Origin of the sequence: Bradyrhizobium sp. BLXBL-03, assembly GCF_051853015.1 — a bacterium.
GTDB classification, from domain to species: domain Bacteria; phylum Pseudomonadota; class Alphaproteobacteria; order Rhizobiales; family Xanthobacteraceae; genus Bradyrhizobium; species Bradyrhizobium manausense.
Genome location: NZ_CP182470.1, coordinates 8,330,696 through 8,357,292, shown reverse-complemented (window position 1 = coordinate 8,357,292; position 26,597 = coordinate 8,330,696). Strand labels below are relative to the sequence as shown.

Here is a 26,597-nt window from a genome sequence, read left to right as displayed (position 1 = left end):
TTCTTTTCGCCGCCTTGGACGATGCCGCGGCGCACCGATCGGTCTGCTGTTCGCGCTGGCGCTCGCAGGCTGCAACGAGAAGGCGCAATCGCAGGCAGCCGCGCCTCCGCCGCCGCCTGTGACGGTGGCGCAACCAGTCAAACGGACCGTCACCGATTGGGACGAGTTCACTGGTCGCTTCGAGGCGATCCAGGAGGTTCAGGTCCGTGCACGCGTCGGCGGCTTCGTCACCAATGTCGAGTTCAAGGACGGCGACATGGTTCATGCCGGCGACCTGCTTTATATCGTCGACCCGCGGCCGTTTGAGGCGGTGGCCGAGCAAGCCAACGGCCAGCTTGCCGACGCCCGGGCAAAGACTGAGCTCGCAAAGCGCGAGCTCGATCGCGGCCTGAAGCTTGTCCAGACCAGCGCAGTCTCCGAACAGGTTGTCGACCAGCGCCGCGAGGCCTTGCAGGCCGCGAACGCCGCCGAGACCATCGCCGCGGGTGCGCTGAAGGCAGCCCAACTCAATGTCGAATTCACACATGTGGTGGCGCCGATCGCCGGCCGGGTCAGCCGCCATCTCGTCAGTGTCGGTAATCTCGTCAGCGGCAGTGACAATGGCGCATCCACATTGCTGACCACCATCGTCTCGATGGACCCCATCTACATCTATTTCGATGCCGACGAGGCGACCTACCTGAAGAACAACAAGCTGTGGTTCGAGGGCAAGAGGCCGAGCTCGCGCGACACGGCCAACCCCGTGCAGGTGACGCTCACGGGCCAGACGAAGCCCTCGCATGAGGGCAAGATGGATTTCCTCGACAACCGGCTCGACGCGTCGACCGGCACGCTGCGCAGCCGCGCGATCATCCCCAACCACGATCTCTCCATTCTACCAGGACAATTCGGTCGGGTGCGACTGATCGGCTCCTCGCCCTATGAAGCGTTGCTGGTGCCGGATACAGCGATCGCGACCGATCAGTCGCGCAGGATCGTATTCGTGGTGAAGGATGACGACACGGTGGAAGCGCGCGCGGTCGAGCTCGGACCCTTGGATGAAGGCCTGCGCGTGGTCCGCACGGGCCTCAAGGCGGAAGATCGCGTCATTATCGACGGCATCCAGCGGGCTCGCGTCGGCGCCAAGGTTGCACCGAAGAAGGCCGAGATCGGCGGCAAAAAGTCATGAATCTCGGGCGTCTTTCCATCAATCAGCCCATTTTGGCAATGGTGCTGTCGATCGTGCTCGTGATCGTGGGCGCGATCGCTTACAGAACGTTGCCCGTTGCAGAATATCCGGAAGTGGTGCCGCCGACGGTGGTAGTGAGCGCGCAATACCCGGGTGCCTCGGCGCAGACCATCTCGGATACCGTCGCCGCTCCCATCGAGCAGCAGATCAACGGCGTCGAGGACATGCTGTACATGTACAGTCAGGCGACCTCGAATGGCCAGCTTACCATCACCATCACATTCAAGCTCGGCACTGATCTCGACAAGGCGCAGGTTCTGGTGCAGAACCGCGTAGCAATCGCGCAGCCGCAATTGCCTGAGGAGGTGCAGCGCAACGGGGTCGTCACCAAGAAGGACTCGCCCGACATCCTCATGGTCGTGTTCATGCTGTCGCCCGACGACTCGCTCGACCAGCTATACATCTCCAATTATGCTTTGCTGCAAGTGCGCGACCAGTTGCTGCGGCTTGACGGCATCGGCGACATCCAGATCTTCGGCGCGCGCGATTATTCGATGCGGCTGTGGCTAGATCCCGACAAGATCGCGAATCTCGGCCTGACTTCGAGCGATGTGGTTTCGGCGGTCCGCGCCCAGAACCTGCAGATTGCGGGCGGCCAGCTTGCGAGCCCACCGATTGCCGACCGCGCCTTTCAGCCGAACCTGACCTTCGTTGGCCGGCTGAAGGATCCGTCACAATTCGAGGACATCGTCGTCAAATCGGGCCAGGACGGCCGCATCGTGCGCCTGCGCGACGTCGCCCGAATCGAACTCGGGGCGCTCGATTATTCCACCAACAGCTTCCTGTTCCGCAAGTCAGCGGTGGCGTTGCGGGTGACGCAGCGGCCAGGATCGAACGCGCTTGCGACCGCCAACGGCATCAAGGAGACGATGGAAAAGCTGAAGGTCGGCTTTCCGAAGGGGCTCGACTACAATATCGGCTACAACCCGACCGAGTTTATCCGGCAGTCGATCAGCGAGCTGATCAAGACCATCTATGAAGCGATGGCACTGGTTGTCGTCGTGGTGCTGGTGTTCTTACAGGGCTGGCGTCCGGCGATCATCCCGATCGTGGCCATTCCAGTCTCGCTGGTTGGTACCTTTGCGGCCATGGCAGCCCTCGGCTATGGCATCAACAATCTCACGCTATTCGGCCTTGTGCTCGCGGTTGGCATCGTGGTCGACGACGCCATTGTCGTGGTCGAGAATGTCGAGCGACATCTCGCGCAAGGCTCGAGCCGCCGGGAGGCGGCGCTCAAGACCATGGAGGAGGTCGGTGGCGCGCTGGTGTCAATCGCGCTCGTGTTGTGCGCTGTGTTCGTGCCGACCGCATTTCTCGGTGGCATCACCGGGCAATTTTTCCAGCAATTCGCCGTCACGATTGCCGTCGCGACGGCGATCTCCTGCTTCTGTTCATTGACGCTGTCGCCAGCGCTGGCTTCTCAGATCCTTGTTCCGCATGCGGAGAAGCGGCCGCCGGCCGCCTGGAATGTGATCGCGCGCGGCTGGGAATGGTTTACCAAGCTGTTCAACCGCGGCTTCGACCGGCTGTCGCATTTTTATGCTGACGTCGCACGCTTTGTGATCGGGCATCGCGTGGTGATGCTGCTCGTCTATGTGGTCCTGATCGGTAGCGCTGGCTGGCTGATTGTCACCACGCCCCGGGGCTACATTCCGGCACAGGATCGCGGCTACGTGATCATATCCGCGCAATTGCCAGGCGCGGCCTCGCTTGCGCGGACCACCGAGATCGTTCGTAGGATCGAGAGCGTCGCGCTCGATACCCCTGGAATTTCGCATATCGGGGTCTTTGCAGGTCTGTCGGGAGCAACACGCACACAGTCGAGCAACTCGGCGGCGTTGTTTCCAGTGTTTGAAGAACCGGAGGTGCGCCTGAAGAAGGGGCTGAGCGCGCGGGGGATCACGGCGGATCTGCGCAAGCGGCTGTCGGCCATAGAAGGTGCGTTCATCATCGTGATCCCGCCACCGCCGATTCCGGGCATCGGCACCGGCGGCGGCTTCACTATGCGCATCCAGGATCGGCAAGGACGTGGTCCGAAGCTGCTGGCGGCGGCGACCGACGAACTCGTCGCAGCGGCGCGCAAGTCGCCGCTGCTCCTCGCCCCCACTGTGTTCTCGCCGTTCTACGCGAACACGCCGCAGGTCTTCGTCGACATCGATCAAGTCAAGGCGCAGAAGCTCGGCGTTCCCATCCAGAACATCACCGACACGATCCAGACCTATTTCGGCTCGACCTATGTCAACGACTTCAACCTGTTCGGCCGCACCTATCACGTCACCGCGCAGGCCGACCTGCCGTTCCGGAAGGAGCGTCCTGATCTTGCGCGGCTGCGGACCCGCAACGCCAATGCCGACACGGTGATGCTCGGCAGCGTCATAGAGTTCAAGGACGTCGCGGGACCCGATCGCGTCGCCCGCTACAATCTCTATCCGGCGGCCGAACTGCAGGGCGAAGGCTTGCCGGGGACGAGTTCGGCGACCGCGATCGCCGCTATGAAGAAGCTCGCCGAGAATACGCTGCCCAGTGGCTTTTCCTTCGAATGGACCGACCTGTCCTATCAGCAGGTCACCGGCGGCAACACCGGATTGTTCGTGTTCCCGATCTGCGTGCTGTTCGTCTATCTGGTTCTGGCCGCGCAATACGGGAGCTGGAGCTTGCCGTTTTCCGTCATCCTGATCGTGCCGATGTGCTTGCTTGCCGCCACTATCGGGGTGCGCATCCTGGGCCAGGACGTCAACATCCTCACCCAGATCGGCTTCATTGTGCTGGTGGGATTGGCCGCCAAGAACGCGATCCTGATCGTCGAGTTCGCGCGGGACATCGAGCTTGAGGGTAAACCGCGCCTGGAGGCGGTGATCGAGGCCTGCCGGTTGCGACTGCGGCCGATCCTGATGACCTCGTTCGCCTTCATCCTTGGCGTGCTGCCGCTCGTGATCTCCACCGGCTCCGGATCGGAAATGCGCCAGGCGGTCGGCGTCGCCGTGTTCTTCGGCATGCTCGGCGTGACGCTGTTCGGCCTGATCTTCACGCCGATCTTCTACATCTTGGTGCGTAACCTCGCGGAAGGCAAGAACGAGGGCAAGCCGACCCAAGCGACGGCGGCCGCGGCGGAGTGAGTTGCAGTGACGCCGATGCGCGATGAAGCCGGAACAACTCATGCTGCCATGTGAGGCAGGAGGACGGCGATGGCCACGACGGTTGAAGGCAATGTTGGAAGTCACGACAACGACTGGACGTCTGCAGAGACTGCCGCGACGTTAGCCTCTCCCTTTGGAGGGGCGTTCAAGGAAGGTGCCCGCGCTGCGGGCGCGGTCGCCTGTTTTGTGCGTTTCTCAAAATCGACAACCACTGCTCTGTCTGCCGCCTCGATTTCACCGGCCACCGAGCCGACGACCTGCCGGCCTACTTAGTGATCGTCATCGTCGGACACGTCTTAGTTCCGATAATTCTCTGGATCGAGGTGGACTATGCGCCGTCGCTGGCGTTTCAGCTTGGCGTCTACCTTCCGATTACGGCCTTGGCCTCGATAGCTCTCCTGCAGCCGGTCAAGGGCGCCGTCGTGGGGCTGCAATGGGCGCTCAGGATGCACGGCTTCGGCGCGCACCCGCCCGACGAACTCCCGGCTTGAGGCGGAACGTGCCTCAACAGAACGACGTCGGAGAAGCGGGCGCGAGCGCCAGCAATTTCATTCGCCGCATCATAGCGTCTGACGTCGAGACCGGCCGCACGCGCGTCGTGGTCACGCGCTTTCCACCCGAGCCGAACGGCTTCCTCCACTTGGGGCACGCGAAGTCGATCGTGCTGAATTACGAGCTTGCAAGGACGCTGCAGGCCGTGTGGTCGAGCTACGCTGCACCTACGACCCCGACAGCAGGAGTGGCGTCGCCGGCGGGCGAAAAGTCGGGGCGACGATCCACTGGGTCAGCGCTGTAGATGGGTTGCCAGCAGAGGTCAGGCTCTACGGCCGGCTCTTCTCAGCAGCGTGCCCGAGCCCGACGGACCTCGCAGCCGACCTCGACCCGCATCCCCCTGCAAACGCTAAGCGGCTGCCTCGTCGAGCGGGCAACCGGCTCTGATCCCCATGGTCAAGCATTGCAGTTTGAGCGCCAAGGATACTTCATCCACGACGACGATTCCCGCCCAGAAAGGCTGGTCTTCAATCGAACCGCCTCGTTGCGCGAGAGCCCGGGAAAGCGCCCGACAGCGCATCTCGACCTTCTCAGGAAATAAGTCATATTGCAGAGCGGTCCATTTCATGGCCGGAGTTCACTCACTGGCTCGGCGAGCCGGCCGGCTTCAATTTGTCGAACCTTAGAGATCGGCGCCACGATGCTCCCCACTTCGAAACCGGCGGCGTTGGGCACCACTGAGGCGAGCTGCCATTTCATCCGGCCAAATTAGCGGGTGGGTCGGCCCCTGTGTTCCAGAGTCCGCGGACCGCCGACGAGCGAAGAACTGGTCCGCCCGCTAACGCCGATGATGAGAGAAGGAGGGACGAAGCTCGCTAGGCTGACAGCGACGCGAAAACGTCGGCTCCGCAGTGCCGGCGCATAATAACGGTGGCGGCCTCGAACTGCTCTGCGCTGGCGGGGTGGACGACTAACACGATGCCACCGCTGAGGATCTGGCTTTCGGCCCACTCGTGCACGTGGCCTTCGTGTCGCTGCCCGAACAAAGCTGCAAGCCCGCCCACACTACCGCCGGAAGCCAACCCCGCCAGTAGAGCCGGCGCGGCCGCTCCGCCAGTCGCCGCCAGGACGGCGCCGGCTCCGGCGAACGTCGCGACAGTGGCGGCGAGCGAGGTCGCGAGTGTGCGAACCTGCTGCCGGTCGTCGCTCAAGCTGAACTCGACGCGGGGTAGCTGCTTGACATCGCAACCGACGGCGCCGGCGCAGGACGCTGCAATATCCTCCTGCGTCAGGAAGCTTATGCGAGCGCGGTCGATCCCCGCGGTTCCCAACTCGCTTACAACAGCTTCGAATTCAACCTCGCTTTGCAGTGCGCCAATGACCTCTCGCAACTCGCTCACTATCGGGATCCTCCAAACTTGCTTTGTCGTCTTGAAGGCCTCGGCCCGTGCGGCGTGCCGTGCCCGCCCCTCACGAGTAGTCACCGCCGCTTTGCTGAGTGAGGTTGCCGAGGTAGTCACGCTTCCCGATCTTCGCTCCAAGGTGCCGAAGGATCGTGTGCGTAATCGAGATGTAGAAGAAGTCGGGCAGCACCAAGAGCCGGGTGTGGTCTTCGCCGGCGAACCACCCGCGCACGATAGGCGGCGTCAGCTCGTGTGTGTGGGCTGCGCGCCGGAAATCTGGTCCGGCTGCACGGATTAATGGGCGCATGGTCGCTCATGGACGAACGCGGATGATCGTCTTCCCGCTGATCCGTTTCGTCGGGTTGAAAGCGGCGATGGCATCGTCGAGGGTCGCGATGTTGCCGATGTTCGTCCGCAGTCGTCCGTCTCGCACCCGCTGGACAATCTCAGTCAGTTGGGCACGATCGGACTCGACAACGAAGTCGACCGCCAGGCCGTCGGCGGGCCGCGCCTCGGCCGGCCCGACGACGGTCACCAGCGTTCCTCCGGCTCGAATCAGACCTGCGGACCGCTTCTGAATGTCGCCGCCGATGACATCAAACACGAGATCGACTCCGCCGACATCTTCCAGGGCGTCGTTCTCGAGGTCGACGAACTCTTTCGCGCCGAAGTCGAGCGCCTTCTGGCGGTCGGCGGCGCGTCCGGTGCCGATGACGTAGGCGCCGGCCTCTCGTGCGAGCTGCGTCACCATGGACCCGACTGCGCCGGCCGCGCCGTGCGCGAGGACGCTCTGCCCCGCCTGAAGGCGGCCGTGCTGAAACAATCCCTGCCATGCGGTTAGGCCCGAGATCGGCAGGCTCGCGCCCACCGTGAAGTTGACGTCGCCCGGCAGCGGCGCGAGGTTGCGTGCCTCGATAGCTACATACTCCGCCAGGGTGCCATCGCGATACCAGTCCGCGATGCCGAACACTCGCTGTCCTACCGACAGTCCCGTCGTGCCGTAGCCGAGAGCGGTGACCACTCCGGCCAGCTCGTGGCCGGGGATCGACGGTGTTCGATCGCGATCGCGGCGATCGGTCCAGGTCGGGGGCCACGTCAGCTCAGTCGGGACGAATCCCGACGCATGAACCTTAACGACGACGTCATTTATCGCTGCCTGCGGCGCGGGCCGCTCCGCCAGCTTCATTCCGGACGTTCCCGCCGCCTGCTCCGTCACAACGATCGCCTTCATGTGAATTGTCTCCTAGCTCATTTGTCTCTTCAGTGAAAATGTCGCAGTGACAGGCGCGTGTCGCTCATGGACGAACGCGGATGATCGTCTTCCCGCTGATCCGTTTCGTCGGGTTGAAAGCGGCGATGGCATCGTCGAGGGTCGCGATGTTGCCGATGTTCGTCCGCAGTCGTCCGTCTCGCACCCGCTGGACAATCTCAGTCAGTTGGGCACGATCGGACACAAGAACAAAGTCGATCGTCAGGCCATCGGCCGGCCGCGCCTCAGTTGGCCCAGCGATGGTCACTAGTGTCCCTCCGGCTCGAATCAGACCTGCGGACCGCTTCTGGATGTCGCCGCCGATGACATCAAACACCAGATCGACTCCGCCGACATCTTCCAGGGCGTCGTTCTCGAGGTCGACGAACTCTTTCGCGCCGAAGTCGAGCGCCTTCTGGCGGTCGGCGGCGCGTCCGGTGCCGATGACGTAGGCGCCGGCCTCTCGTGCGAGCTGCGTCACCATCGAACCGACTGCGCCGGCCGCGCCGTGCACGAGGACGCTTTGGCCCGCCTGTAAGCGGCCGTGCTCGAACAGTCCCTGCCATGCGGTCAGGCCCGGCATCGCCACGCTCGCGCCCACCGTGAAGTCGACGTCGCCCGGCAGTGGCGCGAGGTTGCGGGCCTCGACGGCCACATATTCCGCCAGGGTGCCGCCGCGATAGGAGTCCGAGAGCCCGAATACCCGCTGTCCTACCGACAGGCCCGTCGTACCGTAGCCGAGAGCGGTGACCACTCCGGCCAACTCCTGGCCGGGGATCGACGGTGTCCGGTCGCGGTTGAGGCGATCCATCCAGGTCGAGGGCCACGTCAGCTCACCCGAGGTGAATCCCGACGCATGAACCTCAACGACGACGTCATTTATCGCTGCCTGCGGCGCGGGCCGGTCCGCCAGCTTCATTCCGGCCGTTCCCGCAGCCTGGTCCGTTACCACAATCGCCTTCATCATCTACCTCCCGATGTGTGGGATGTCGTCATTGTTGAGAATTCCGTTGCAGATAAGCACAAATAGAACGACGAACATCGATGGTCCAATGACCTTCAGGTATGGAATCGATGCCACCGACTCGGCGTGCAAATAATCAACCGCGCAAAACAGACATGTGCTTCTCTCGCCGAAGGGGCCTTCACAACTACGATCAGCTGCTCGCCCTGGCTGGAAAAGTATTCACGGAGGGGGACTCTCTTTGATTTCAGCAATTCGATCCTCCGGAGCTGCATATGGTTTTGCATGCTCGGCCGCGGAGATAAGGTGGAATCCTGATGCGGTGCTAAATTAGCTTGGCCTTGGCCGTACATGCGAAAAGCCCAGACGCATTCCCGAGAATCGTTCCCGGGTGCATCTGGGCCTTGGCCTTACGCTCGCATCACGCTGCTTCTCCGGGATACCGTCGCAGAAGGTCGATGCGACCGGATAGAGTTCAGATCGAGCCAGCTCGCGTAACGGCGGGAAAGTCCTTCTCGGGATCGAAGACGTTGTTGAGAAAATTCGTCAGGGAGTACATGGCCACCAGCGCGATCATCTCAATGACGCTCGCATCCGTGTAGCCTGCATCGCGAACGGCTTTCAGATCGGCGTCACTGACCTTACCTCGGGTCTCGATGACTTTCTTCGCAAACTGGATGGCAGCATCCCGCTTCGGGTCGCTGGCATGGCCCTTCCGAGCGAGGATGATCTCATCGGGCGGCAGCTTGGCCATATGCTCGGCCGTAAAGCTGTGAATCGTCAGGCAATAGTTGCAGCCATTCACTTCGGAGACAGCGAGGCCGATGCTGTCACGCGTCTTCACGTCGAGCGCCTTGCTCAAGGAGCCGAGCAAGGCCGCCCACGCGTTGAACGCAATCGGGCTCTGCGCGAAAATCGCCATCATATTTGGGGTGAACCCGATGTTTTTGGTGAACGCATCGAGAGTCGGTTTGGAGTCGGCCGGCACTCGTTCCGGCTGTAGAGCTGCACTTCTCGGCATCGTCGCCTTCCGTAAGTTACGGGCTTTACTAATACTCATACGAGATCCAGCACATCGGCGACCGGACGGCGCGGCTTCTGCGGCCAGTTACCCGGACGCTCCGGCCCAACGGACAACAGCATGACCGGAACTTCGTCCTGGGCCAGCCCGAACTCGCGGTGCACCGCTTCGGCGTCGAAACCGATCATCGGCGTCGAGCCCATGCCCAGCGAGCGGGCCGCATAGATCATCGCCGCGGCGCCGAACGTGCCGGTGCGTACTGCCTCGTCGCGCTGGCGCTGCGGGTATTCCATATAAAGATTGCGCGCTGGAATTTCCCATTCCGGCACCATCTTTGCCGGCATGATGCCCGCTTCCACCAGTGGTGCCAGACGCTCAGGTACTACGCTGGAATCCGCCAACTGGCCGCAGACAATGAAGGTAACAGCTGCTTCGGTGATCGCAGGCTGATCCCAGGCGATCGGACGCAACCGAGCCTTGGCTTCAGGCGTGCGTACGGCGATGAAGCGCCAGTTCTGCAAGTGGAAGGACGTCGGCGCGGTGGTGCCGATGCGCACCAACTCGCGGATCTGGTCATCGCTCAAGGTGGCGGCAGCGTCGAAGTATTTGGTGGCGCGGCGGCTTAGGATGCTTTCGATCACGGCGTTGGTCATGGTGATTCCGTCGGTCATTGTAATTCCTGTGGGTGAGGGGGTAGATTGAGGTACGAGAGCGCTTGCGCTCTCTTTGTTGAAAATGCCGCGGTGATCGGCCGTTCGACATCTAATGCCAGGGCCAAGGGTAGTTTCGCGAAGGCGAAGTCAGAACAGTGTGACCTCGCTTCAAGAACTGCTCGATGTAAGGGCGGCGGCTTGGCCAGTAACACACCGTCGTTCACCACGTTCGTGGTCGGACCGGCCGGAGCCGCTTCGCTCATCTACGCGAGCGCCGCCCGGGTGGCCGTGACGAGTGAGACTGCAACAGCTGGGACGACGGTCTTCGGTGATCTCATGGGGACTCCTTGGTTGCCCGCGCGCGGCACGATGGCTCGGCGCAATGGCTTCATGCGATGTCGAGGCGGCCGCGTGTTCAGCCGACCCAGTGGTCCTCAGGATCGGACGCAGCCGGCTAAATTAGAAATTCCGTTTGGTCATGCATTCGATAAGCGCGGTGTATCGTTGTCTAAAAGCGCTGTGCGCGTGCGCCCCATCGTCTAGACAGGAAAGCGCATGCGTAACCGCCGCGCTCTCGAAGCGCACAGACGGCACGAAGGCATCGCGGTGTGGATTTGAGACAGGACATCACGCAATTCCGACGCCTGCACACGTAGTCCGCGACATCGATATTTGGCGTGCGAATGGATGGCGTCTGCTGACGCCTCGCTCGATGGGCCGTTACTTCAACGTAGCAAGATAGGCAACGAGGTCCGCGCGGTCCATCGGGTTCTTCAGCCCTGCGTAGGGCATCCTGTTTCCGGGAACGACCTGCTGTGGCGATTCTAGATACGCATCGAGGATCTTCGTATCCCAAACAATGTCGGACTTCTTCATTGCGTTACTATAGCTGAAGCCGGCACTCGTACCTGCCTTCCTGCCGATGATTCCCTCCAGGCCCGGTCCGGCGTGATTGGCATGATCCGTCGCATGGCAAGCTGCGCAAGCTTTGAATACGGTTCTTCCGTGTTCGGCGTCCTGTGCGTAGCCGCGATTCGCGCTTGCTCCCGCAAGTACGAGCACAGCGATACAGGCGCCAATCTTTCCCGCGCTTTCCATGGAGAACGTCCTTTTAGGTGGGATCAGAGATGGCGCGGCCGCGCGACATAATCGTTGAGGTCGTCGCCGAGTCGAAGCGCGAGCGCCCCTAGCGGGCCTGTCGGGTTGTAGCCTGCATTGAAGGGGTAGACGGATGCACCGATGACAAAGAGGTTTTGTGCATCCCAGTGCTGCAGGTGAGGGGAGACGACGCTCGTCGCAGGATCGCTTCCCATGATCGAGCCGCCAGTAACATGGGTGGTCTGATACACGCGACTATCGTACGGCCCCTTGCGGGGTGCAGTCGGCGGCGCGATGTCCGCCCCTGTCGCTTTGGCGATCTCGTCTATCTTCTTCGACAGATAGACGGACATCTTGCGTTCGTTCTCGCGAATGTCGAACGTCATGCGCAGGAGCGGTTGCCCATAGGCGTCGACATAGGTCGGGTCGAGGTCGACATAATTCTCCCGATGCGGATACCAGCTTCCGTGGGCGGTTATCATGAAATTATGGGCATACCAATCGGCATTGGCCTTCTTCCAGGTCGAGCCCCATTTCGGGGTACCGGGCGGCACCGCGCGGCTGGTAATCGGCCGTCCGTTGGTCACGTTGGCGTAGATGTAGCCCCCTCCAAAGAAGCCAAGGCCGCTGTGGTCGAAATTGTCGCCGTTAAATTCGTCGATCACCGTCTGTGAGGCACCCGACGCTAGGAACGGGTTGATCCAGCGATCCTTGAAAAAGACACGCGTGCCGGACATGGTCTGGTGGCAAAAATTCTTGCCGACGACCCCGTGACCGGTCTTCGGATTGTAAGGCGTACCGATTTCCGCCATCAGCAGAAACTTGGTGTTCGACATCGTGAAAGAGGAAAGCACGACAACGTCCGCTGGCTGTTCGTACTCCTCGCCGGTTACACGATCAATGTAACGAACGCCGCTCACGCGCTTGGCCTTGCGATCATAAAGAATATCGAGAACATGCGTTTGCAGACGCAATTCGAAGCTGTCGCGCTTTCTGAGCATCGGATAGAGCAGAATTTCGGGGCTGGCCTTGGCATTGGCCTCGCAGATGAAGCGCTCGCAATGCCCGCAGAACTGGCACTGACCAAGCTGCATACCATCGGGATTGGTGTAGGCCTCCGGCGAATTTGCTGCCGGCAAGGGAAAAGGTTTGTAGCCTAGTTTCTTGGTTGCCTCACTGAAGATGACGCCCGCTTCGGTGATAGGCAGAGCTTTTTGCGGAAACTCGTTCTGCCGTGGTGCCTCGAACGGATTTCCGCCTTCCTGCACCTTGCCACGCAGATTTCCGGCCTTGCCGGCAATGCCGAATAGCTTTTCGAACTGATCGTGATAGGACTCCATCTCTGCGTAGGTGACGCCCCAATCCTGGATCGCCATTTCAGCTGGAATGGCCTTCTTTCCATACCGGTTCTCAAGGTGGGTTCGCAAAACAGGGTCAGACTCGCTCCAGCGCCAAGTCTGCCCGTTCCAATGATTGGCCGCACCGCCCATTCCTTCGCCGGGCTTGAAGGCCTGAAGACGTCGTATCGGAAGAGCCGCTTCGCCGTCATTATGGCGAAGCGTGTAGGTCTGGACGGACCAATCCTGAAAGAGGTCACCATGCACGTCCCAGCGCAGTTCGTCGCGCTGTGATGGCAGGCTTGTTGCGGCAGTGTGGGTACGGTCGATTCCACGTTCAAGAACGACGACATCTACGCCCTTCGCTGTTAGCTGGCGAGCAGCCAGCGCCGCCGTAAATCCGCCGCCAACGAAAACGACGGTGCGATGTTTCAAGCGTGTAGCCATGATTTCCCCCTTACGCGAAGTCAGCGATGGATTTCGGATCGGCGGCACCGGGAAAGGGCTTGCCACGGAAATCGACCATGTCTTGGGAATGAACCGCGGGGAGACCTGGATAGCCGATCGCCTTCCAAAACACCTTGCCGACATTGCCGCCGTAAACGGGATCGGCGAAGCAAGCTTGCTCAAATAGCGGATAGACGAGCTCGTTGAACCACGAGGCGAGTCGGACGCGCTCGTCCGTCACCTTGCCGGTGGCAATTTCATGGAGAAATCCGTCGGCGCCGCTCTCATCTAATTCGCTAAAGGCCTTGCCATTCAGTTTCCGGCAGGCCGCATCCGCGGCGGTGAGCCCTGCCTTGAAGAACTGCTCGGGTGTAAGCGGCAATTGATAGCCCAGTTCAGGTTTACCCTCTCGCCAGGGGCCGCGCATGTAAAGGCGTGCGCCCTTACCGAAACCGCCAGCCAGCTGTCGGTCGATGTAGGCCGCCAGCCCGCAATCAACGCCGTCGGGTGTCAGCGCATCCGCGGGACACATTACGTTGACCATCACTTCGACGAAGGCGGCTTCGTCCGGACCGAAAGACAGATAACCGGGCACTGGCGACGGCAACTTGGAAGCTTCCACAGCATGGAAGGAGGGCGGTTCAGGTGCTTCCGCGAGAGCTGCGCTTGCCACGGTGGTTCCTATTAGGGCGCTCGGAGCCAGCGAAGCAGCGCCCGTGACAGCGGCGACGCCGAGAAAGCCTCGACGGCTCGGATGGAAGGTCTTGTCGTCCTGATCATTGGTCATCGGAGTTGCGGTCCACTTCTTCATCGCGACATAATCGCGTGATCATCCATGGGCGAGGCGTCCCTCATGTGCAGCCGAAGCGCGGGCCTCATGCGGAGTAAGTCTGCCTGACGCGCGTTTGCAGTCGAGCCGGTCGTCGCCGCTGCACTGGTGTACGCGAGCGCGGCCACAGTGGTGGCAAACCACGAGGCGGCAACAGCCAGGCCAACTGTCGTCGGTAATCTCACGGCCGTTCCTTTGCTGCCCACGCGCGGCATGACTCGCTGCAATCGCCTCAATCCTTGTCGGGGCGGCCGCGTGTGCTCGGCCGGCCCAAGACCTAAAGATCGGATGCAGCGGACGAAATTGGAAATTCCCTTTGGACATGCATTCGATAGCGTGAGCTATCGTCGCCTAAGAGCGCTGTGAGCGCCTGCGTCCCGTCCGCGAGCTATCAGCCCAGCGCGCCGCGCAATCAAATTGAGGATTACTTGCTGTCGTTGCGGGACGAGGGCTCCGCCAAGTAAGTCAGGACTGATCCGCCGTCTTTTTTGTCGCCTCGTCACGCGTTAGCTCGAGTGCGTCGCGGATCGCTCCATTGATCTCCACGCGCGCCTTCTTCGATGACGCATCCTCGAAGAGCTCCCGGAGCCAGTAGACGACGTCGCTGGTTCGATAGGCGTCCCTCAGGATGCAATCGAGCGCATGTCGCACCTCGTCCAGGGCGGCAGATCGATGATCCAGAAAGTGCCGAGCGGCTTGAGCATTAGCGACTATCGCCGCAATGGACTGCGTTACTTCAGGGGTGACCAAGGCCGCAAGCCGTCCTCTCGTTGTGATGCTGTCGACGTGCGCCATATCGGCCTGCACCTCGCGCAGAGCCTTGGAGGCAAGCGTCAGAGAGTGCGTCCGGAGTGGTACGGTATGAAAGGGTTCTTCAGCATTGTCTGGCGGGGCGCCCAAATGCCCAGGGTCGATCATGGCGTTCTCCTTTGGATGTTCGGAGCGGAGCAGAGGACTGCGAAGGTCTCTCCGACGGCTGAGCATCCCACAAATGATCTAGCCAACTCTTGGAGGGATTTGATCCGGACCGGAGGACCTTGCTTTTCTGCGTGGAACTTGGGTTACGGCGCACCCTTGGGCTCGCTGTTCCATAGACGAAAACAGTATGAACAGCTGTCCTTGCGGCGATTGCGAGGGTAGTTCGCGTGGTATACGGTCATGCTGCTTCGACGATGTTGTTTTGGATGTGCGTGGTGTCTTGAGGACCTGCGGCGCCCTGTGCCGCGATAGCGCGTTTTGCCACGGGCAGAAGATGGACGGCGCGCCATCGCTATGAGCCTGTCCATCGTGATCCGGGTGCGGTGATGAGACTCTCGGCGCGGTCTGCAAGCTCGCTCGGCGCTATCGTGGGACACGCTGAACACGTTTGTTCGGTTGCTGAGGGGGCGACGCCTCCGCCGGGGATAGAATTAGTTTCAAGCTCCTGGCAAAGATCAGCAAAAAAATACGGACTTGATCCGGTCGATCGCAAAGCGCCGCGCATCCTCACGCCTGCTGAATTGAAGCATTTTCGCGAACCGCTGGATAAGCTCACCCTTAGTGCCCAAGAGGGGATAGATGAATTATATAGGGTGGTTCGTGAGGCTGGTTATGCCATCTTGCTCTGTGATCGCTCGGGAGTCGTAGTCGCACATCGCGGCGAAGATACGCAGGCAAGCGAGTTCAAATATTGGGGAACTTGGCTTGGTGGAGTCTGGTCCGAGGAGTTGGAGGGTACCAACGGAATTGGCACCTGTATCATAGAAGAGCGGCCTGTGACGGTCCATAGAACCCAGCATTTTAGGTCCAGACACATTAACCTGAGCTGCTCTGGTGCGCCGATCTTCGGAGTTGATGGGCGATTGATAGCAGTGCTGGACGTTTCTGCCATCGATCCTGAACTCTCGGAACGAGCGCACGCGCTCACTGGTGCGCTCACATCACGATCGGCGTGCGCGATAGAAGAGCGAGTTTTTCGTGAGCACTTCCGTCGAGAGTGGATCGTCGCGGTAGCGCCGCCGGAGGGAGGCGCTCCAGGCATGCTGCTGGCGATTGACGGCAATCAACGTATCATGGGAGCAAACCGGCTCGCGCGCATGTCGCTTATGCTCGATGATCGTGGACTCAGCGCAGGTACCAGCTTGTGGTCGATCTTTGATCGAAACGCCGACATTTTCCGGCGCCAGGATCGAACCGATTTCTCTGTGCGGTTACTCTTCGCCGGAAGCAATGATAGTCGGCCCGCGCTTGTCACTCCACCCGATCGCCCCGTGACTGCCTCGAACAATCGAATGAGCCATGACCTGCACACGCGGCCGCGCCTGGGCTCGATTGATGTTTCGACCGTGCTGCCAGCACCGCAAGCATGGGGCGGATTGTCGCCGGGCGCAATGCGTCGGGTGCGGGAATACGTGGAAGTGCATTTGGCCGAAACTATCGATCTGTCGATGCTGGCTGGAGTTGCCGGACTATCAGTACATCATTTTGCACGACAGTTTAAACAGTCCGCCGGGTTGACGCCGCATGCCTACCTCACGCAAATGCGTGTTGAGCGCGCCCAGGAGATGTTGATTCGGACGGATCTTCCGTTGGCGGAAATTGCGTTCGCCGTGGGCTTTTTCGACCAGGGTCATCTAGCGCGTCATTTCCGTCACTTGCTCGGTAAGACCCCTCGAGAGTTTCGGTGGTCGGAACGCTAGAAGCACGATCATCACGACTCTGCGTTCGCTATCGGCCGTGGCGACGCCGCGGGCCTCACAGGAGGCGTTCTACGATCCTGCGGCGGAGCGTCTTCAGGTCGTTCGCGAGCACGCGAATGCCCTCGGACAGCTTCTCGGTCGCCATCGCGTCCTCGTTCATGATCCACCGGAAGGTTGTTTCGTCCATCGGACCTGCTGGGTCCAGGTGTTTTATGTCCACGGCGTCTTCGCTCACGAACCAGTGGCAGATCCCGTCGCTCGCCGTGCGAAGGGAGCGTGGCTCTGCGGCGGTCGGCGCCAAGACGCGTTTGACTTCGCCCCCCTCGGACGCAAGCGCGTCCATGAAGGCTGGCGCGATCGCCAGCCGATCGCACCCGGCCAGGGCCTCGATCTGGCCGGTGTTGCGAAATGACGCTCCGATGACGATTGTCTCGATGCCGTTCGACTTGTAGTATCCGTAGATGTCCCGCACGGACCGGACCCCCGGATCCTCGGCGGCGTCGAAATCCTTTCGACTAGACTTCTTGTGCCAGTCGTAAACTCGGCCCACGAACGTCGAGATCAGGAAGGCGCCAGCTTCGGCGCTAGCAATCGCCTGCGCCCGGTTCAACAGCAAACTCATGTTACACCTGACACCCTCGCTTTCGAGGATTTCTGCTGCGCGTATTCCCTCCCACGTCGATGCGAGCTTGATCAGCAGGCGTTCGGGTCCGACGCCGCGCTGCTTGTAGGCCTCGACAATCTGGCGCGCCCTCGCGACCAATGCTCCGATATTGAACGACAGGTTGGCATCCACCTCGGTGGACACAAAGCCCGGCACAAGTCGCAAGAGCTCGACGCCGACGGAGACTGCGAGCCGGTCGGCAGTCGCGGCAGCTACGCGTGCAGCGTCGCCGCTCCGTTTTCGTCCCCATGTCAGCGCTTCTTCGACAACATTCCTGTAGTCGGAGTCGTCGATAGCTTTCAGGACGATCGTTGGACTCGTCGTGCAGTCTACCGGCTTGAGACGCGCCACCGCACCAAGCTCGCCCGTGTCGGCGACCACCGTCGTCATCGCGCGTAGTTGATCCAGCTTCGACGCCAATGCCTTTTCCTCTCGATGTCGGTTCAACCCCTGCATGCACCATGTCTGCGAAACGGCTTCCTGTCGTCGGTTCGCGATTTCTTATGCCAGGGTCGTCGGGTCTTCTTTCGTCAGACGGGCTTTCCCGATTGCTCCTCTTCGAACGTCACCGCTACCGCCGCGTTTGCCGAGAGACGAACCCTTTGCCCCTCGACGTCAGCGATCAGCCCGAGGTCGATGAAATGCGCGTGGCCCTTGTGCTGGCGCTCGCCGCTGTCGCGTTTGGCGAGCCTGATGCGACCGTTGGCGACACCGTCGACGGTGCCGACGTGAACACCGTCTGCGCCGATCACTTCCATGTTCTGGACGATCTTATTCGTGGTCATTCCGTCTCTCCTTGTGGTTTCGCCGACTGTGGCGAAGCTAAGCGAGGCCGGAGCCCCGCGAATTGCCAACGCGTGTGCGCCGGGAATATTCCGGGAACTCGCGCGGACGTAGCCCGGCGGTGTCACGTACGAACCGCCCCGCAGCACGAACTGGCCGGACATGACTCTTGCCGTTGTGCTCGCCGACGGCTCCCTCGATCGTGCGGAAGCGCGGGTAATGGCGAGGGGGCCGTCGCAACCTCGTTTCACAAGCGACGGCACCGCCCGCACGTCCCTGCGCCGCCCTCAGGCGGCGCTTTTGCGCGGAAGCTTCCACTGCGGGCGGACGAAGTGGCAGGTGTAGCCATTCGGGTAGCGTTCCAGGTAGTCCTGGTGCTCGGGCTCGGCCTCCCAGAAGTCGCCAGCGGGCGAAACCTCTGTCACCACCTTGTCCGGCCACAGCCCGGAGGCATCCACGTCGGCGATAGTCTCATCGGCGACGCGGCGTTGTTCCTCGCTCGTGTAGAAAATCGCCGACCTGTAGCTCGCGCCTCGGTCATTTCCCTGCCGGTTGGGCGTCGTCGGGTCGTGGATCTGGAAGAAGAACTCCAGCAGGTCCCGGAAGCTCGTCTGATTCAGGTCGAACGTGATCTCGATCGCTTCTGCGTGCGTGCCGTGGTTGCTGTACGTCGCGTTCTTGACGTCGCCACCCGAGTACCCAACCCGCGTTGAAACGACACCTGGGAGGCGTCGCACCAGTTGCTGCATTCCCCAAAAGCAACCCCCTGCCAGGATTGCGCGTTCTGTAGTCGCTGCCATCGTTAGGCTTCCTTCTTTGCGAAGAGTTTTGCGTACGCGCTGTAGCCGTTGCCCTCCAATTGATCGCGGTGGATGAATCTCAAGGAAGCCGAGTTCATGCAGTACCTCAACCCGCCCTTGTCGCGCGGCCCATCTGGGAAAACGTGGCCAAGATGGCTGTCGCCGTGTTTGGACCGAACCTCCGTCCGCGCCATGCCGTGCGATCTGTCAACGTTCTCGATGACGTTTGCAGGCTCCAGGGGCCGCGTAAAACTCGGCCATCCCGTCCCGCTGTCGAACTTGTCGAAGGATGCGAAGAGCGGCTCGCCGGAAACCACGTCGACGTAGAGGCCAGGCTCCTTGTTGTCCCAATATTCGTTGGCGAAGGGGCGCTCGGTCCCGCCGGTCTGCGTGACGCGGTACTGCTCGGGAGTCAACTTCGAGACGGCTTCGCGGTTTTTCCTATAGATAGCCATTCGCCGTACTCCTCTTTGCTCAGCATTGAAGATAGGGCCCGGGTGGTCGACCGTCCAATTACCTCCGGCTATCGAAACGATGTCCTGCGGATCGACACCCGGAATCTGCCTGGATCGATTTATCGGGTCTGAGAAATACGGGAATAGGACTTTGAATCGGCGGTCGCCCGACCATTCCTAAAGATAATTCGTCACCGACTTCCATTCCAAAGTTGAATTTTAGTTTCCCAGAACGCGCGCTCACCATCATGAAACATACGCGGACAGGTGCTGCGAGGGGCCCCGTTGGGGAAAGAACCAGAATGGACGACGAAGTTTCCAAGGGGCGCCCGGTTAGTACGACGATCGAACCTTCCGCGGAGGCCTTGAGCGGCTTTCGCACGCTGGATATCCGAACCGACCGGCTGATTTCATCATGGCTGCGAGAGGTAGGGGTTCCTGACGGCGCCTTGAAGGTGAACGAACCTGCTCCCGATTTCCTTCTCCCCGAGGCAAATGGAAAGCTCGTTTTATCCTTGGAATTGCGACAAGCTGCGCCGTTGATCGTCACCTTCGTTTACGGGACTTGGTCCACATTGTGCGCAGCCGGATTACGGGCTCTTCACGCCGCCACCTCTAGAATCGGCGCTGCCGACGCCAAAGCAATTGCCATAACGCCCGAGACTGGAGACATGCCACGCAAGTTCAAACGCGATCACCGGCTGGATCTGGAAATCCTCTCCGACCTAGATCTTGGAGTGAGCCTTTCGTTCGGCCTGGTGTCGGTGGTGCCGGCGGAGATAAAGAGCCGTCTCTTGCAGTGCGGCCTTGATCTCTCCACTCCCTATGGATTCTCGTTTTGGATGTTGCCAATGCCCGCCACCTATGTCCTCGATCGACGAGGGATCATCCGTCGAGCGTGTGTCGGGCCGGACGCCGTCACGGGAGCGACCACCGAAACAATGCTTGCTGCCCTGTCCGAATTGGATGCTGAGCCTCGCCCTTAGAGCCTGATCGGAAATGAGACGAATGAATTCAAGAGGCTACGCGTGGTGACTGCAACTGCATCGTGGCCGGTCTTGTCCCGGCCATCCACGACTTCGCGTCACTTCAGCAACGACGGTTGGATGCCCGCGACAAGCTCGGGCATGAGGAGGCGGGAGTAGGGTCCGTGATTTCGATCAAGGGGCCTGCACCTTGTGCGTCAGGCTTGCGAACATTGTCCTTGTTCGAGGCAGGGGCGGATGTGCGGCGGAGTTTGTCCAGGGCACTTGTCCAGTCGCGAACACGAGCAACCTTGATAAAAGCGTCAAGCGCCGGCGAATGCTGCCTCCCCGCGACGGCCAAGAGCTGCACCTCCCGCCGGACGGGGTCGCCCTCAATTGGAATTGCGGTGAGCGAGGGCAGCCTGGGAGCGTGCTCTGGCGCCAGGATGGCCCCAAAACCGGCGGATGCCATTTCCTGAAGATGCCTTTCCTGATCGCTCCTGTGCACAACCTTAGGACCTGGATGGTCGGCAAAACAAGCCTGTTTGAATCGGCCTGCGCCGTCGCATCCAACCCTTTCGAGAAATTCCACCTCATGCAAATCTTTGAGCGGGATAACGGTTTGCCTCGCCATCGGATGTTTCAGAGACAAGACGAGCACGTACCGCTCTTCGAACAGCCGCCAGCGATCGATACGCTCGGGTAACACCGAGGCGTCACCGGCGAGTGCGGCATTGATCTCGCCATCCAAAAGCATCGCAATGAGCTCGTTGGCATCCGCCTCGCGCAGATCGACTCGAAGGTTAGGGATGATCCTGGCGAGCTCCCAGATCAATTCCGTGATGAGTGCGGCGGAGACTGACGGCACCAGCCCGATCTTGAGCGGGGCGATTGTCTTCTTTTGATAGCCTCGCGCCTGAAGCTGCACCGCCTCCGCGGCGGCAAGTATTTTCTCCAGCGTCGGCAAAATCATCTCGCCCAGTTCGGTGAGCTGGGTGAGGTGACGTTCACGGTAAATCAACGCGCCACCGAGTTCTTGCTCAAGCTTTTGCACCGCCTTTGTCAGCGCTGGCTGCGTCACATTGCATTGTTCCGCAGCACGCGTAAAATTGAGTGTCCTTGCTAGGGCTAAGAAATATCGCACCTGATAAAGCTGCATCCTCATACTCGAAAGATTTGCCGTCGTTCAGACCGTTCCGGTTCGTTGCCGTAGTAGGCAGAGCCGATGGCCAAGTGGTTTGTCGCGGAGCTCCGCGGAAACCGGCCTTGTGCGCCGGCTCGGAATTGGCGACCCGCGTCTCGCGCAAAGTGTTCTCACCGACGCGGTTTGCTCATTTGGGATCTCCTAAGGTCTCAGGACGGTTGGAATGAGGGTCTGGCAAGCGCGGCACTCACGCTTGTCAAAGAGACCCCAGCTTTGGCCCAGGCCGCTCGTCATGACGAGCGGGCACGCACCGTCCTAGCTATAAAACAGTACCAAGATTTGCAGTTCTGAGTGTACCATCGAGCGATGACTGCGGTTCCCATGGACCGCGCTATCCTGTTCCATGACTAGGACACCAGCTCAATCCGAGGGTCCGAAACACGTGTCCGATCGTCCAAATCTTGCATTACCTCGATCCGTTCTCGATGTGCTGATGGCAACCCTGGATGTCGACGTCATTGGGCTCATCGAGTGTTTAGTCAGTCCGGGTTGGCGCCTGTCATTCGGGAGCGCGGACGCGCCTTCTATCCACTACAATCTTTCCGGAACCGGACGAATGGTCGTGGGCGGTTTCTCTGCATTTCCTCTGGTGCCTCACACCCTTGTCATCACCCCGGCCAAGAAGCCCTTTCACATCGAGGTCGATAACCCCACGGCGGCTAAGACGGTGAATGTGGTTGAAGCTGAATGGGATCCGCGCTCCGGCGAGCGCATCCAGCGATTCGTCGCCGGAGACGTCGATCCGATGCTTATGCTGATCTGCGGGTACTTTCGCGCTACCTATGGCTCGTCGATCGACCTCTTTGCGGGCCTTTCCACGCCAATTGTCGAGCACTTCGGACCCGGCGATGAACTGGGGTCAAAGTTGCAGGCCGCGTTAGCAGAAATCAGCGGCCGCCAGGTTGGAATGCAGGCGATGACGACCGCCATCCTGAAGCAGGTCCTCGTCACGCTCATCCGTCGAAGTCTGAATTCGACCAGCGTTTGGCTCGAACGCTTTTCTATCCTGAGTGACCGTCAAATCGCCCTTGCGTTCGCCGATATGGCGGCGCGACCAGCGGCCGATCACTCTGTCATGACTTTGGCGCATAAGGCTGGCCTGAGCCGATCCGCATTCATGGCGCGCTTCGTGCGCGCGATCGGATGCTCGCCTATGGTTGCGCTCCGGCAAATGCGGATGAAGCGTGCCTCCGATATGCTCGCCGCGAGGACATTGTCAGTTGAGCAGATCGCGCGGGCGGTCGGTTATAGGAGCTGCAGCAGCTTTCTGCGTGCCTTTCGCCAAGTGCATGGACACGTCCCAGCAGAATATGAAGGTGAAGGGCGCTCCGCGCCGCCAGCGCCTCGTCGGTCAGCGCGTCGGGTTGGGCGCAGCTGAGGACGAAATCCGGGACCCGTAACATTGGTACGCCGGTCGGTGGTCTTGGCAAGTGATCCCATCAGGGTAGCCCGGACGGCGCGCTCGTGCTGATCGGCATGAGGCTGCAGTTTGGGCACGAAGCCTAGTGTCTTGTCGGTCTTGTCGAGGATCGGCTTGGGGCCGTCCTCGCGTTTCGGAATGGCAACACGCGCCATTTGATCCTCTTTCTGATGAGCGCAAACGATTATTCAGTTGGTGACTATGCCGGCCGTTGCTGATGCCGACCGTCTCAGCTGTATCGACGGGCCAAGTCACGCTGCTCTTCGGTGCGCACGACATCGAGCGCAACAAACGCCGTGGCGCTCGCGGACGTTTTCGCGGCAGACTAGTCGGGGTCAATGTTCGGGATCGGAAGCTCGCTCAAGTCATCATCGTAGCTTGCCGCCGGCCCGATGCCGACGTTATCGTTTGTGCGGATGTCGGCACTGAGCCCGAGCGTCCGCCCGACGGGACACATGTTCGCAGCTTGCAGCAGTTGGGCGCGCTCCTCGTCGACAAGGTTTCCTTCGAGCTTGATGGAGCGATCGAAGGAGTCGCGGCCGCCATCGCCGCCATGGTGATACGACACGGCTACCTCGACGTGGGAGAGCGGGATTTTCCTCCTTCGCGCCTGCAGCCGTATCGTCATCGCCGTGCACGCGGCGAGCGAAGCGCTTAGCAGCTCGTAGGGGTTCGCCCCCACCGCCGTGCCGCCCCTGCCATCGGGGCCGCCGATCGAGAACACCGATGCGCCGGCACGGCCGTTAAGGGTGCCCGCGCCGTCAAGGTCGCCGGCCACCTCAGCCTGTGGGCGGGGAACTCCATCGTCGTTCGAATTCGTCATCGTGCTTTCCGGAGCGGTGTCAGGCGTGGAGGGTCTCGCCGCCAATGGCGTCTGCGTAGTACTGAGGCGCCTCGCGACGGTCGTATTTTCCATAGTCGCGCACTATCCGCACTCTACGGACCCTTGCCTTATCATTCGGCTCGGAAGCGTCCTCGTAGGCCTTCGCTGCATCGGCGTCCCTCCAGGACACGAGAAGAACTAGCTCGCTGGGCGTAAGTATAGCGTCGAAGATGTCCCACGACGTGCAGTTGGCGGCCCACGGATTCAAGCCGAGCCACTCGGCGCAATCGTATGGGTTGTTGGTCTGCTTCCACTCCGCGGGGCGAGTTGCGTTGATCAGCGTGACGGTCGTTCCATCCCCGACTTCGGTCTCATCGAGCCTCTGCTCCGTAAGGGCGTACCCCGGGGGGACCTGACTGTCAGCAGTGATCTGACCGACTCGCAGGTGGTAGTCAGCGAGAATTTCGTCGCGGCCCTTCTGCTGGAGCTCGTGATGGCGCCTGTGGGTGCGCCAGCGGACGAGCGATTTCTCGTCCCGCCAGTTCGAAAGCGAAAGGATCCAGCCCTCGCGGGTCAGGCTCTTGTAGCGGATGTTGTCGATGAAGCCCTCGACCTGCTCCAGCTCGGGGCGCAGCATCTTGGCGTTATCAAGGTAGTCATCCCAGTTCTCTTTATTTGGGAGGGCCTCGAAAATCACTGAAAACATGTTCGTATCCCGCACTTAGAGTGTGCGACGCGGTCGATTTTGATGTCGAATTGCGCTGGCTAGGCGCTCTTCGCGGCGGAAGACCTTCAAGTCGTCGACATCGATCGTCTTGGACAGCATCCACGCACCCGTTTCGTTCACCGTTGCGTCGTCTTGCATTCGGCGCGACCATAGGCCGCGCGGATAACCTGGCCTTTGCGAAAACTATGCTCTCGCAAAGGGAGAGGAGTCGTCTCTCAAGCGCCGTAGCGTTCGGTCTTGATCGCCCTCGCTTCCAGTCCCAAGGCGAGGGCGGCGTCCGCCGCGATGTCGACAAAGGCGTTCGACCCACACACGAAGGCGCAGCCGGGGGACTCAGGCAACCTCGCCGCGACGTCCGCGACCATCCTGGCGTCGATCCGCCTGCTGAAGTCGGTACGGCGCGTCGCAGGCTCGCGTGTCAGCGCCAAGGCGAGCGCGAAATCGGGAAGCGAGCTCTCGAGCTCGAGGAGCTCGTCCCTGAACAGCACATCACCCCAGGTCCTGGAGGAGAGCGACAGCGCGACAGGCACCGGTTCGCCGCTGACCTTCCTAAATCGGATCATGGCCATGAGCGGCACGACGCCGGAGCCGGCGCCGATCAAGAGCACTGGCTTGTTGGAAGGCCCCGGCCAGAGAAAGTGTCCGCCAAGCGGCCCGCGAAGCTCGATCATGTCGCCTACCTGGGCGACGTCGTGGAAGAACGATGAGACCTCGCCGTCCGGCAGACGCTCGATCGCCAGCTCTATCACCTTGGAATCGCTCGGGGCCGAGGCGATCGAGTAGCTGCGCATGGCGGTGTAGCCGTTGGGCGCGGTCAGCCGGACGTCAACGTGCTGTCCTGCCGTGTACTCGAACGTTTCGGAGAGGCGGAGAAAGAAGCTTTTGATAGCTGGCGTCCTCGTCGCAATCTCGACAATCGCGCAGCTCTGCCATCGGGCGGTTGCGGCAATCGCTTTAGTCATTCGTGTATCGCTGCTCATGCCACGGATCGCCGTACATGTGGTACCCTCGCAACTCCCAGAAGCCGGCCTCGTCACGCTCCGTGAACTGAAGCCCGTTCACCCACTTCGCCGACTTCCAGAAGTAGAGATGCGGCACGAGCAGGCGCGCCGGTCCCCCGTGGTCGCGCGGCAGCGGCTGGCCTTCGTACCGGATCGCGACCATAGCCTTCCCCGTCGTGAGGTCCGCGAGTGGCACGTTGGTGGAGTATCCGTCGTAGCAATGTGCGAGCGCAAACGGAGTGGGTGTGGTAAGGCCAGCATCGGCGAGGATGTCGTCGACGGCCACGCCCTCCCAGGCGGTGTTGAGCTTCGACCACGAGGTCACACAGTGGATGTCTCGCGTCATCCTGGTTCGAGGGAGCGCGTTGAACTCCGACCAGCTCCACGCTTTGACCGGACGAGGGCCGACCTCTAGCGTGAACGTCCAGTCCGCGGGCTCGATCTGCGGCGTGGGGCCGGCCGTAAGCACCGGGAAATTGTCGACGAGGTGCTGCCCCGGTGGAATCCGGTCCGATGGTTCGGATCCGGATTGGCGGCCTGTGAAACCGCGAGTGATCATGGTGGATTTCCTCCGTGCCAGCGCGTGGCATCAATCATCTGGCGGTCGCGAGCGGCCAGCGCCCGGACCCCGCGCGCGCCCAGTCACGAACGCCGCGCGCCGCGATTGCCGCCCCTAGGGGAACGTCAGGCCGAAAGCGGCCGGATCGGGCTGCTCGCCTTTCCGGGGGACCAAGAAGCGCTCCAGCCCACCCGGCACGAAGCTGAGCAGCAGGGTCGCCCGGTCGCCGACCACCTCGATCGTATGCGGCACACCGCGAGGAAGAGCCGCGTAGGCGCCCGGGCCAACCTCGACACGGGTATCGCCCACCCGCGCGATCAGCTTGCCCTGCACCACGTAGAGCAGCTCGTCCTCGCGCGAGTGGGTGTGCAGCGGCGGCTCCTCTCCGGCCCGCACCGTCCACATGACAGCGCCATATTCGCCTCCGGACTGGCTGCTCTCTACTTTCATCTCGATGCTCGAGCCTCCGCTCGAGGTCACTGTCTCGCCGCCGTGTGGCGGCGTGAGAACCGGCTGCTGGACTGACATTTGTAGACTCCTGATTGTTGGACCCTTGTTCGACTTCGCAGTGGCGGCGAAAGGTCACCGCTCGCAACGTACCGTGAAGGATGGTATTCCGTGCGGTGAATGGGAAATGACGTCACGCCATGAAGTCGATAG

Annotated in this window: 29 protein-coding genes; 9 read left to right on the top strand and 20 right to left on the bottom strand. The window is 61.2% G+C overall.

What is annotated here, in order from left to right; all coding sequences use genetic code 11:
• The first annotated feature begins 37 nt into the window (after positions 1–37).
• From ACNJX9_RS39295 to ACNJX9_RS39270, 6 genes are all read left to right on the top strand, one after another.
• Positions 38–1,168 (top strand): efflux RND transporter periplasmic adaptor subunit, encoded by a 1,131-nt coding sequence (locus ACNJX9_RS39295; RefSeq protein WP_439410218.1) that lies wholly within the window; start codon positions 38–40, stop codon positions 1,166–1,168.
• A complete protein-coding gene (locus ACNJX9_RS39290; RefSeq protein WP_439407401.1) occupies positions 1,165–4,344 on the top strand; it encodes an efflux RND transporter permease subunit in 3,180 nt (1,059 codons plus the stop codon). Before ACNJX9_RS39295 ends, ACNJX9_RS39290 begins: the two co-directional genes overlap by 4 nt.
• A 113-nt stretch (positions 4,345–4,457) precedes the next feature.
• Positions 4,458–4,856: a DUF983 domain-containing protein gene (locus ACNJX9_RS39285; RefSeq protein WP_439410217.1), complete on the top strand. Its 399-nt coding sequence runs from the start codon at positions 4,458–4,460 to the stop codon at positions 4,854–4,856.
• Between the two features lie 8 nt (positions 4,857–4,864).
• Complete coding sequence (locus tag ACNJX9_RS39280) at positions 4,865–5,161, top strand: glutamate--tRNA ligase family protein (RefSeq protein WP_439407400.1); 297 nt, start codon at positions 4,865–4,867, stop codon at positions 5,159–5,161.
• Complete coding sequence (locus ACNJX9_RS39275; RefSeq protein ID WP_439407399.1) at positions 5,065–5,304, top strand: hypothetical protein; 240 nt, start codon at positions 5,065–5,067, stop codon at positions 5,302–5,304. Before ACNJX9_RS39280 ends, ACNJX9_RS39275 begins: the two co-directional genes overlap by 97 nt.
• Entirely contained in the window at positions 5,252–5,458 is a 207-nt protein-coding gene (locus ACNJX9_RS39270) for a hypothetical protein (protein ID WP_439410216.1), read from the top strand. The genes ACNJX9_RS39275 and ACNJX9_RS39270 overlap by 53 nt, the downstream gene beginning before the upstream one ends.
• A 274-nt stretch (positions 5,459–5,732) precedes the next feature.
• Here the strand turns inward: ACNJX9_RS39270 and ACNJX9_RS39265 are convergent, their stop codons facing one another.
• From ACNJX9_RS39265 to ACNJX9_RS39220, 10 genes are all read right to left on the bottom strand, one after another.
• The gene (locus ACNJX9_RS39265; protein WP_439407398.1) at positions 5,733–6,257 is read right to left on the bottom strand and encodes a hypothetical protein; all 525 of its coding nucleotides are present in this window, start codon (positions 6,255–6,257) and stop codon (positions 5,733–5,735) included.
• A 70-nt stretch (positions 6,258–6,327) separates the two neighbouring features.
• Positions 6,328–6,567, bottom strand: a complete 240-nt coding sequence (locus ACNJX9_RS39260) for a DUF1993 family protein (protein WP_439407397.1) — start codon at positions 6,565–6,567, stop codon at positions 6,328–6,330.
• 6 nt (positions 6,568–6,573) lie between these two features.
• Positions 6,574–7,491 (bottom strand): NADP-dependent oxidoreductase, encoded by a 918-nt coding sequence (locus tag ACNJX9_RS39255; RefSeq protein ID WP_439407396.1) that lies wholly within the window; start codon positions 7,489–7,491, stop codon positions 6,574–6,576.
• Positions 7,492–7,555: 64 nt separating this feature from the next.
• Positions 7,556–8,473: an NADP-dependent oxidoreductase gene (locus ACNJX9_RS39250; protein WP_439410215.1), complete on the bottom strand. Its 918-nt coding sequence runs from the start codon at positions 8,471–8,473 to the stop codon at positions 7,556–7,558.
• A gap of 475 nt (positions 8,474–8,948) precedes the next feature.
• Positions 8,949–9,494 carry a carboxymuconolactone decarboxylase family protein gene (locus tag ACNJX9_RS39245; RefSeq protein ID WP_439407395.1) on the bottom strand — a complete coding sequence of 182 codons (546 nt, stop codon included), beginning with the start codon at positions 9,492–9,494 and terminating at the stop codon, positions 8,949–8,951.
• A 35-nt stretch (positions 9,495–9,529) separates the two neighbouring features.
• On the bottom strand, positions 9,530–10,165 hold the full coding sequence (locus ACNJX9_RS39240) for a nitroreductase family protein (RefSeq protein ID WP_439407394.1): 636 nt from the start codon (positions 10,163–10,165) through the stop codon (positions 9,530–9,532).
• A gap of 702 nt (positions 10,166–10,867) precedes the next feature.
• Positions 10,868–11,245, bottom strand: a complete 378-nt coding sequence (locus ACNJX9_RS39235) for a c-type cytochrome (protein ID WP_439407393.1) — start codon at positions 11,243–11,245, stop codon at positions 10,868–10,870.
• Between the two features lie 23 nt (positions 11,246–11,268).
• Positions 11,269–13,029, bottom strand: a complete 1,761-nt coding sequence (locus ACNJX9_RS39230; protein ID WP_439407392.1) for a GMC family oxidoreductase — start codon at positions 13,027–13,029, stop codon at positions 11,269–11,271.
• Positions 13,030–13,039: 10 nt separating this feature from the next.
• Positions 13,040–13,840 carry a gluconate 2-dehydrogenase subunit 3 family protein gene (locus tag ACNJX9_RS39225; RefSeq protein ID WP_439407391.1) on the bottom strand — a complete coding sequence of 267 codons (801 nt, stop codon included), beginning with the start codon at positions 13,838–13,840 and terminating at the stop codon, positions 13,040–13,042.
• 483 nt (positions 13,841–14,323) lie between these two features.
• Positions 14,324–14,776 (bottom strand): hypothetical protein, encoded by a 453-nt coding sequence (locus ACNJX9_RS39220; RefSeq protein WP_439407390.1) that lies wholly within the window; start codon positions 14,774–14,776, stop codon positions 14,324–14,326.
• Between the two features lie 386 nt (positions 14,777–15,162).
• On the opposite strand from ACNJX9_RS39220, the gene ACNJX9_RS39215 reads away from it, so the two are divergent.
• The gene (locus tag ACNJX9_RS39215) at positions 15,163–16,536 is read left to right on the top strand and encodes a helix-turn-helix domain-containing protein (protein ID WP_439407389.1); all 1,374 of its coding nucleotides are present in this window, start codon (positions 15,163–15,165) and stop codon (positions 16,534–16,536) included.
• 55 nt (positions 16,537–16,591) lie between these two features.
• On the opposite strand, the gene ACNJX9_RS39210 is transcribed toward ACNJX9_RS39215, so the two are convergent.
• The 4 genes from ACNJX9_RS39210 to msrB all read right to left on the bottom strand — a co-directional run bounded on the left by ACNJX9_RS39210 (position 16,592) and on the right by msrB (position 19,238).
• Positions 16,592–17,620: a transaldolase gene (locus ACNJX9_RS39210; RefSeq protein ID WP_439407388.1), complete on the bottom strand. Its 1,029-nt coding sequence runs from the start codon at positions 17,618–17,620 to the stop codon at positions 16,592–16,594.
• 110 nt (positions 17,621–17,730) lie between these two features.
• Entirely contained in the window at positions 17,731–17,985 is a 255-nt protein-coding gene (locus ACNJX9_RS39205) for a DUF2171 domain-containing protein (protein ID WP_439407387.1), read from the bottom strand.
• 285 nt (positions 17,986–18,270) lie between these two features.
• On the bottom strand, positions 18,271–18,783 hold the full coding sequence (gene msrA / locus ACNJX9_RS39200; protein WP_439407386.1) for a peptide-methionine (S)-S-oxide reductase MsrA: 513 nt from the start codon (positions 18,781–18,783) through the stop codon (positions 18,271–18,273).
• A gap of 2 nt (positions 18,784–18,785) precedes the next feature.
• Entirely contained in the window at positions 18,786–19,238 is a 453-nt protein-coding gene (gene msrB, locus ACNJX9_RS39195) for a peptide-methionine (R)-S-oxide reductase MsrB (RefSeq protein ID WP_439407385.1), read from the bottom strand.
• 302 nt (positions 19,239–19,540) lie between these two features.
• Here msrB and ACNJX9_RS39190 point away from each other — a divergent pair, with 302 nt between their 5' ends.
• Positions 19,541–20,224, top strand: a complete 684-nt coding sequence (locus tag ACNJX9_RS39190; protein ID WP_439407384.1) for a peroxiredoxin-like family protein — start codon at positions 19,541–19,543, stop codon at positions 20,222–20,224.
• A gap of 103 nt (positions 20,225–20,327) precedes the next feature.
• Here ACNJX9_RS39190 and ACNJX9_RS39185 read toward each other — a convergent pair whose 3' ends face one another.
• Complete coding sequence (locus ACNJX9_RS39185) at positions 20,328–21,362, bottom strand: LysR family transcriptional regulator (protein ID WP_439407383.1); 1,035 nt, start codon at positions 21,360–21,362, stop codon at positions 20,328–20,330.
• 478 nt (positions 21,363–21,840) lie between these two features.
• Here ACNJX9_RS39185 and ACNJX9_RS39180 point away from each other — a divergent pair, with 478 nt between their 5' ends.
• Positions 21,841–22,785, top strand: coding sequence for a helix-turn-helix domain-containing protein (locus ACNJX9_RS39180; RefSeq protein WP_439407382.1), 945 nt, complete (start codon positions 21,841–21,843; stop codon positions 22,783–22,785).
• A 367-nt stretch (positions 22,786–23,152) separates the two neighbouring features.
• On the opposite strand, the gene ACNJX9_RS39175 is transcribed toward ACNJX9_RS39180, so the two are convergent.
• The 5 genes from ACNJX9_RS39175 to ACNJX9_RS39155 form a co-directional block, all read right to left on the bottom strand.
• Positions 23,153–23,650, bottom strand: a complete 498-nt coding sequence (locus ACNJX9_RS39175) for an OsmC family protein (protein WP_439407381.1) — start codon at positions 23,648–23,650, stop codon at positions 23,153–23,155.
• A gap of 19 nt (positions 23,651–23,669) precedes the next feature.
• On the bottom strand, positions 23,670–24,356 hold the full coding sequence (locus ACNJX9_RS39170; RefSeq protein ID WP_439407380.1) for an antibiotic biosynthesis monooxygenase family protein: 687 nt from the start codon (positions 24,354–24,356) through the stop codon (positions 23,670–23,672).
• 236 nt (positions 24,357–24,592) lie between these two features.
• The gene (locus ACNJX9_RS39165) at positions 24,593–25,339 is read right to left on the bottom strand and encodes a ferredoxin reductase (protein WP_439407379.1); all 747 of its coding nucleotides are present in this window, start codon (positions 25,337–25,339) and stop codon (positions 24,593–24,595) included.
• Entirely contained in the window at positions 25,332–25,937 is a 606-nt protein-coding gene (locus tag ACNJX9_RS39160) for a sulfite oxidase-like oxidoreductase (protein ID WP_439407378.1), read from the bottom strand. The genes ACNJX9_RS39165 and ACNJX9_RS39160 overlap by 8 nt, the downstream gene beginning before the upstream one ends.
• A gap of 114 nt (positions 25,938–26,051) precedes the next feature.
• Positions 26,052–26,465, bottom strand: coding sequence for a cupin domain-containing protein (locus ACNJX9_RS39155; RefSeq protein WP_439407377.1), 414 nt, complete (start codon positions 26,463–26,465; stop codon positions 26,052–26,054).
• Positions 26,466–26,597: the final 132 nt, after the last annotated feature.

What these genes read in the sequence shown, in the direction of transcription:
- msrB (WP_439407385.1), bottom strand. Translation starts at nt 19,238, where the DNA reads ATGGCTATCTATAGGAAAAACCGCGAAGCCGTCTCGAAGTTGACTCCC.
- ACNJX9_RS39230 (WP_439407392.1), bottom strand. Translation starts at nt 13,029, where the DNA reads ATGGCTACACGCTTGAAACATCGCACCGTCGTTTTCGTTGGCGGCGGA.
- ACNJX9_RS39175 (WP_439407381.1), bottom strand. Translation starts at nt 23,650, where the DNA reads ATGACGAATTCGAACGACGATGGAGTTCCCCGCCCACAGGCTGAGGTG.
- ACNJX9_RS39205 (WP_439407387.1), bottom strand. Translation starts at nt 17,985, where the DNA reads ATGACCACGAATAAGATCGTCCAGAACATGGAAGTGATCGGCGCAGAC.
- ACNJX9_RS39165 (WP_439407379.1), bottom strand. Translation starts at nt 25,339, where the DNA reads ATGACTAAAGCGATTGCCGCAACCGCCCGATGGCAGAGCTGCGCGATT.
- ACNJX9_RS39190 (WP_439407384.1), top strand. Translation starts at nt 19,541, where the DNA reads ATGGACGACGAAGTTTCCAAGGGGCGCCCGGTTAGTACGACGATCGAA.
- ACNJX9_RS39160 (WP_439407378.1), bottom strand. Translation starts at nt 25,937, where the DNA reads ATGATCACTCGCGGTTTCACAGGCCGCCAATCCGGATCCGAACCATCG.
- ACNJX9_RS39215 (WP_439407389.1), top strand. Translation starts at nt 15,163, where the DNA reads ATGAGACTCTCGGCGCGGTCTGCAAGCTCGCTCGGCGCTATCGTGGGA.
- ACNJX9_RS39240 (WP_439407394.1), bottom strand. Translation starts at nt 10,165, where the DNA reads ATGACCGACGGAATCACCATGACCAACGCCGTGATCGAAAGCATCCTA.
- msrA (WP_439407386.1), bottom strand. Translation starts at nt 18,783, where the DNA reads ATGGCAGCGACTACAGAACGCGCAATCCTGGCAGGGGGTTGCTTTTGG.
- ACNJX9_RS39235 (WP_439407393.1), bottom strand. Translation starts at nt 11,245, where the DNA reads ATGGAAAGCGCGGGAAAGATTGGCGCCTGTATCGCTGTGCTCGTACTT.
- ACNJX9_RS39225 (WP_439407391.1), bottom strand. Translation starts at nt 13,840, where the DNA reads ATGAAGAAGTGGACCGCAACTCCGATGACCAATGATCAGGACGACAAG.
- ACNJX9_RS39170 (WP_439407380.1), bottom strand. Translation starts at nt 24,356, where the DNA reads ATGTTTTCAGTGATTTTCGAGGCCCTCCCAAATAAAGAGAACTGGGAT.
- ACNJX9_RS39245 (WP_439407395.1), bottom strand. Translation starts at nt 9,494, where the DNA reads ATGCCGAGAAGTGCAGCTCTACAGCCGGAACGAGTGCCGGCCGACTCC.
- ACNJX9_RS39260 (WP_439407397.1), bottom strand. Translation starts at nt 6,567, where the DNA reads ATGCGCCCATTAATCCGTGCAGCCGGACCAGATTTCCGGCGCGCAGCC.
- ACNJX9_RS39155 (WP_439407377.1), bottom strand. Translation starts at nt 26,465, where the DNA reads ATGTCAGTCCAGCAGCCGGTTCTCACGCCGCCACACGGCGGCGAGACA.
- ACNJX9_RS39255 (WP_439407396.1), bottom strand. Translation starts at nt 7,491, where the DNA reads ATGAAGGCGATCGTTGTGACGGAGCAGGCGGCGGGAACGTCCGGAATG.
- ACNJX9_RS39180 (WP_439407382.1), top strand. Translation starts at nt 21,841, where the DNA reads ATGGCAACCCTGGATGTCGACGTCATTGGGCTCATCGAGTGTTTAGTC.
- ACNJX9_RS39185 (WP_439407383.1), bottom strand. Translation starts at nt 21,362, where the DNA reads ATGCAGCTTTATCAGGTGCGATATTTCTTAGCCCTAGCAAGGACACTC.
- ACNJX9_RS39290 (WP_439407401.1), top strand. Translation starts at nt 1,165, where the DNA reads ATGAATCTCGGGCGTCTTTCCATCAATCAGCCCATTTTGGCAATGGTG.
- ACNJX9_RS39220 (WP_439407390.1), bottom strand. Translation starts at nt 14,776, where the DNA reads ATGATCGACCCTGGGCATTTGGGCGCCCCGCCAGACAATGCTGAAGAA.
- ACNJX9_RS39250 (WP_439410215.1), bottom strand. Translation starts at nt 8,473, where the DNA reads ATGAAGGCGATTGTGGTAACGGACCAGGCTGCGGGAACGGCCGGAATG.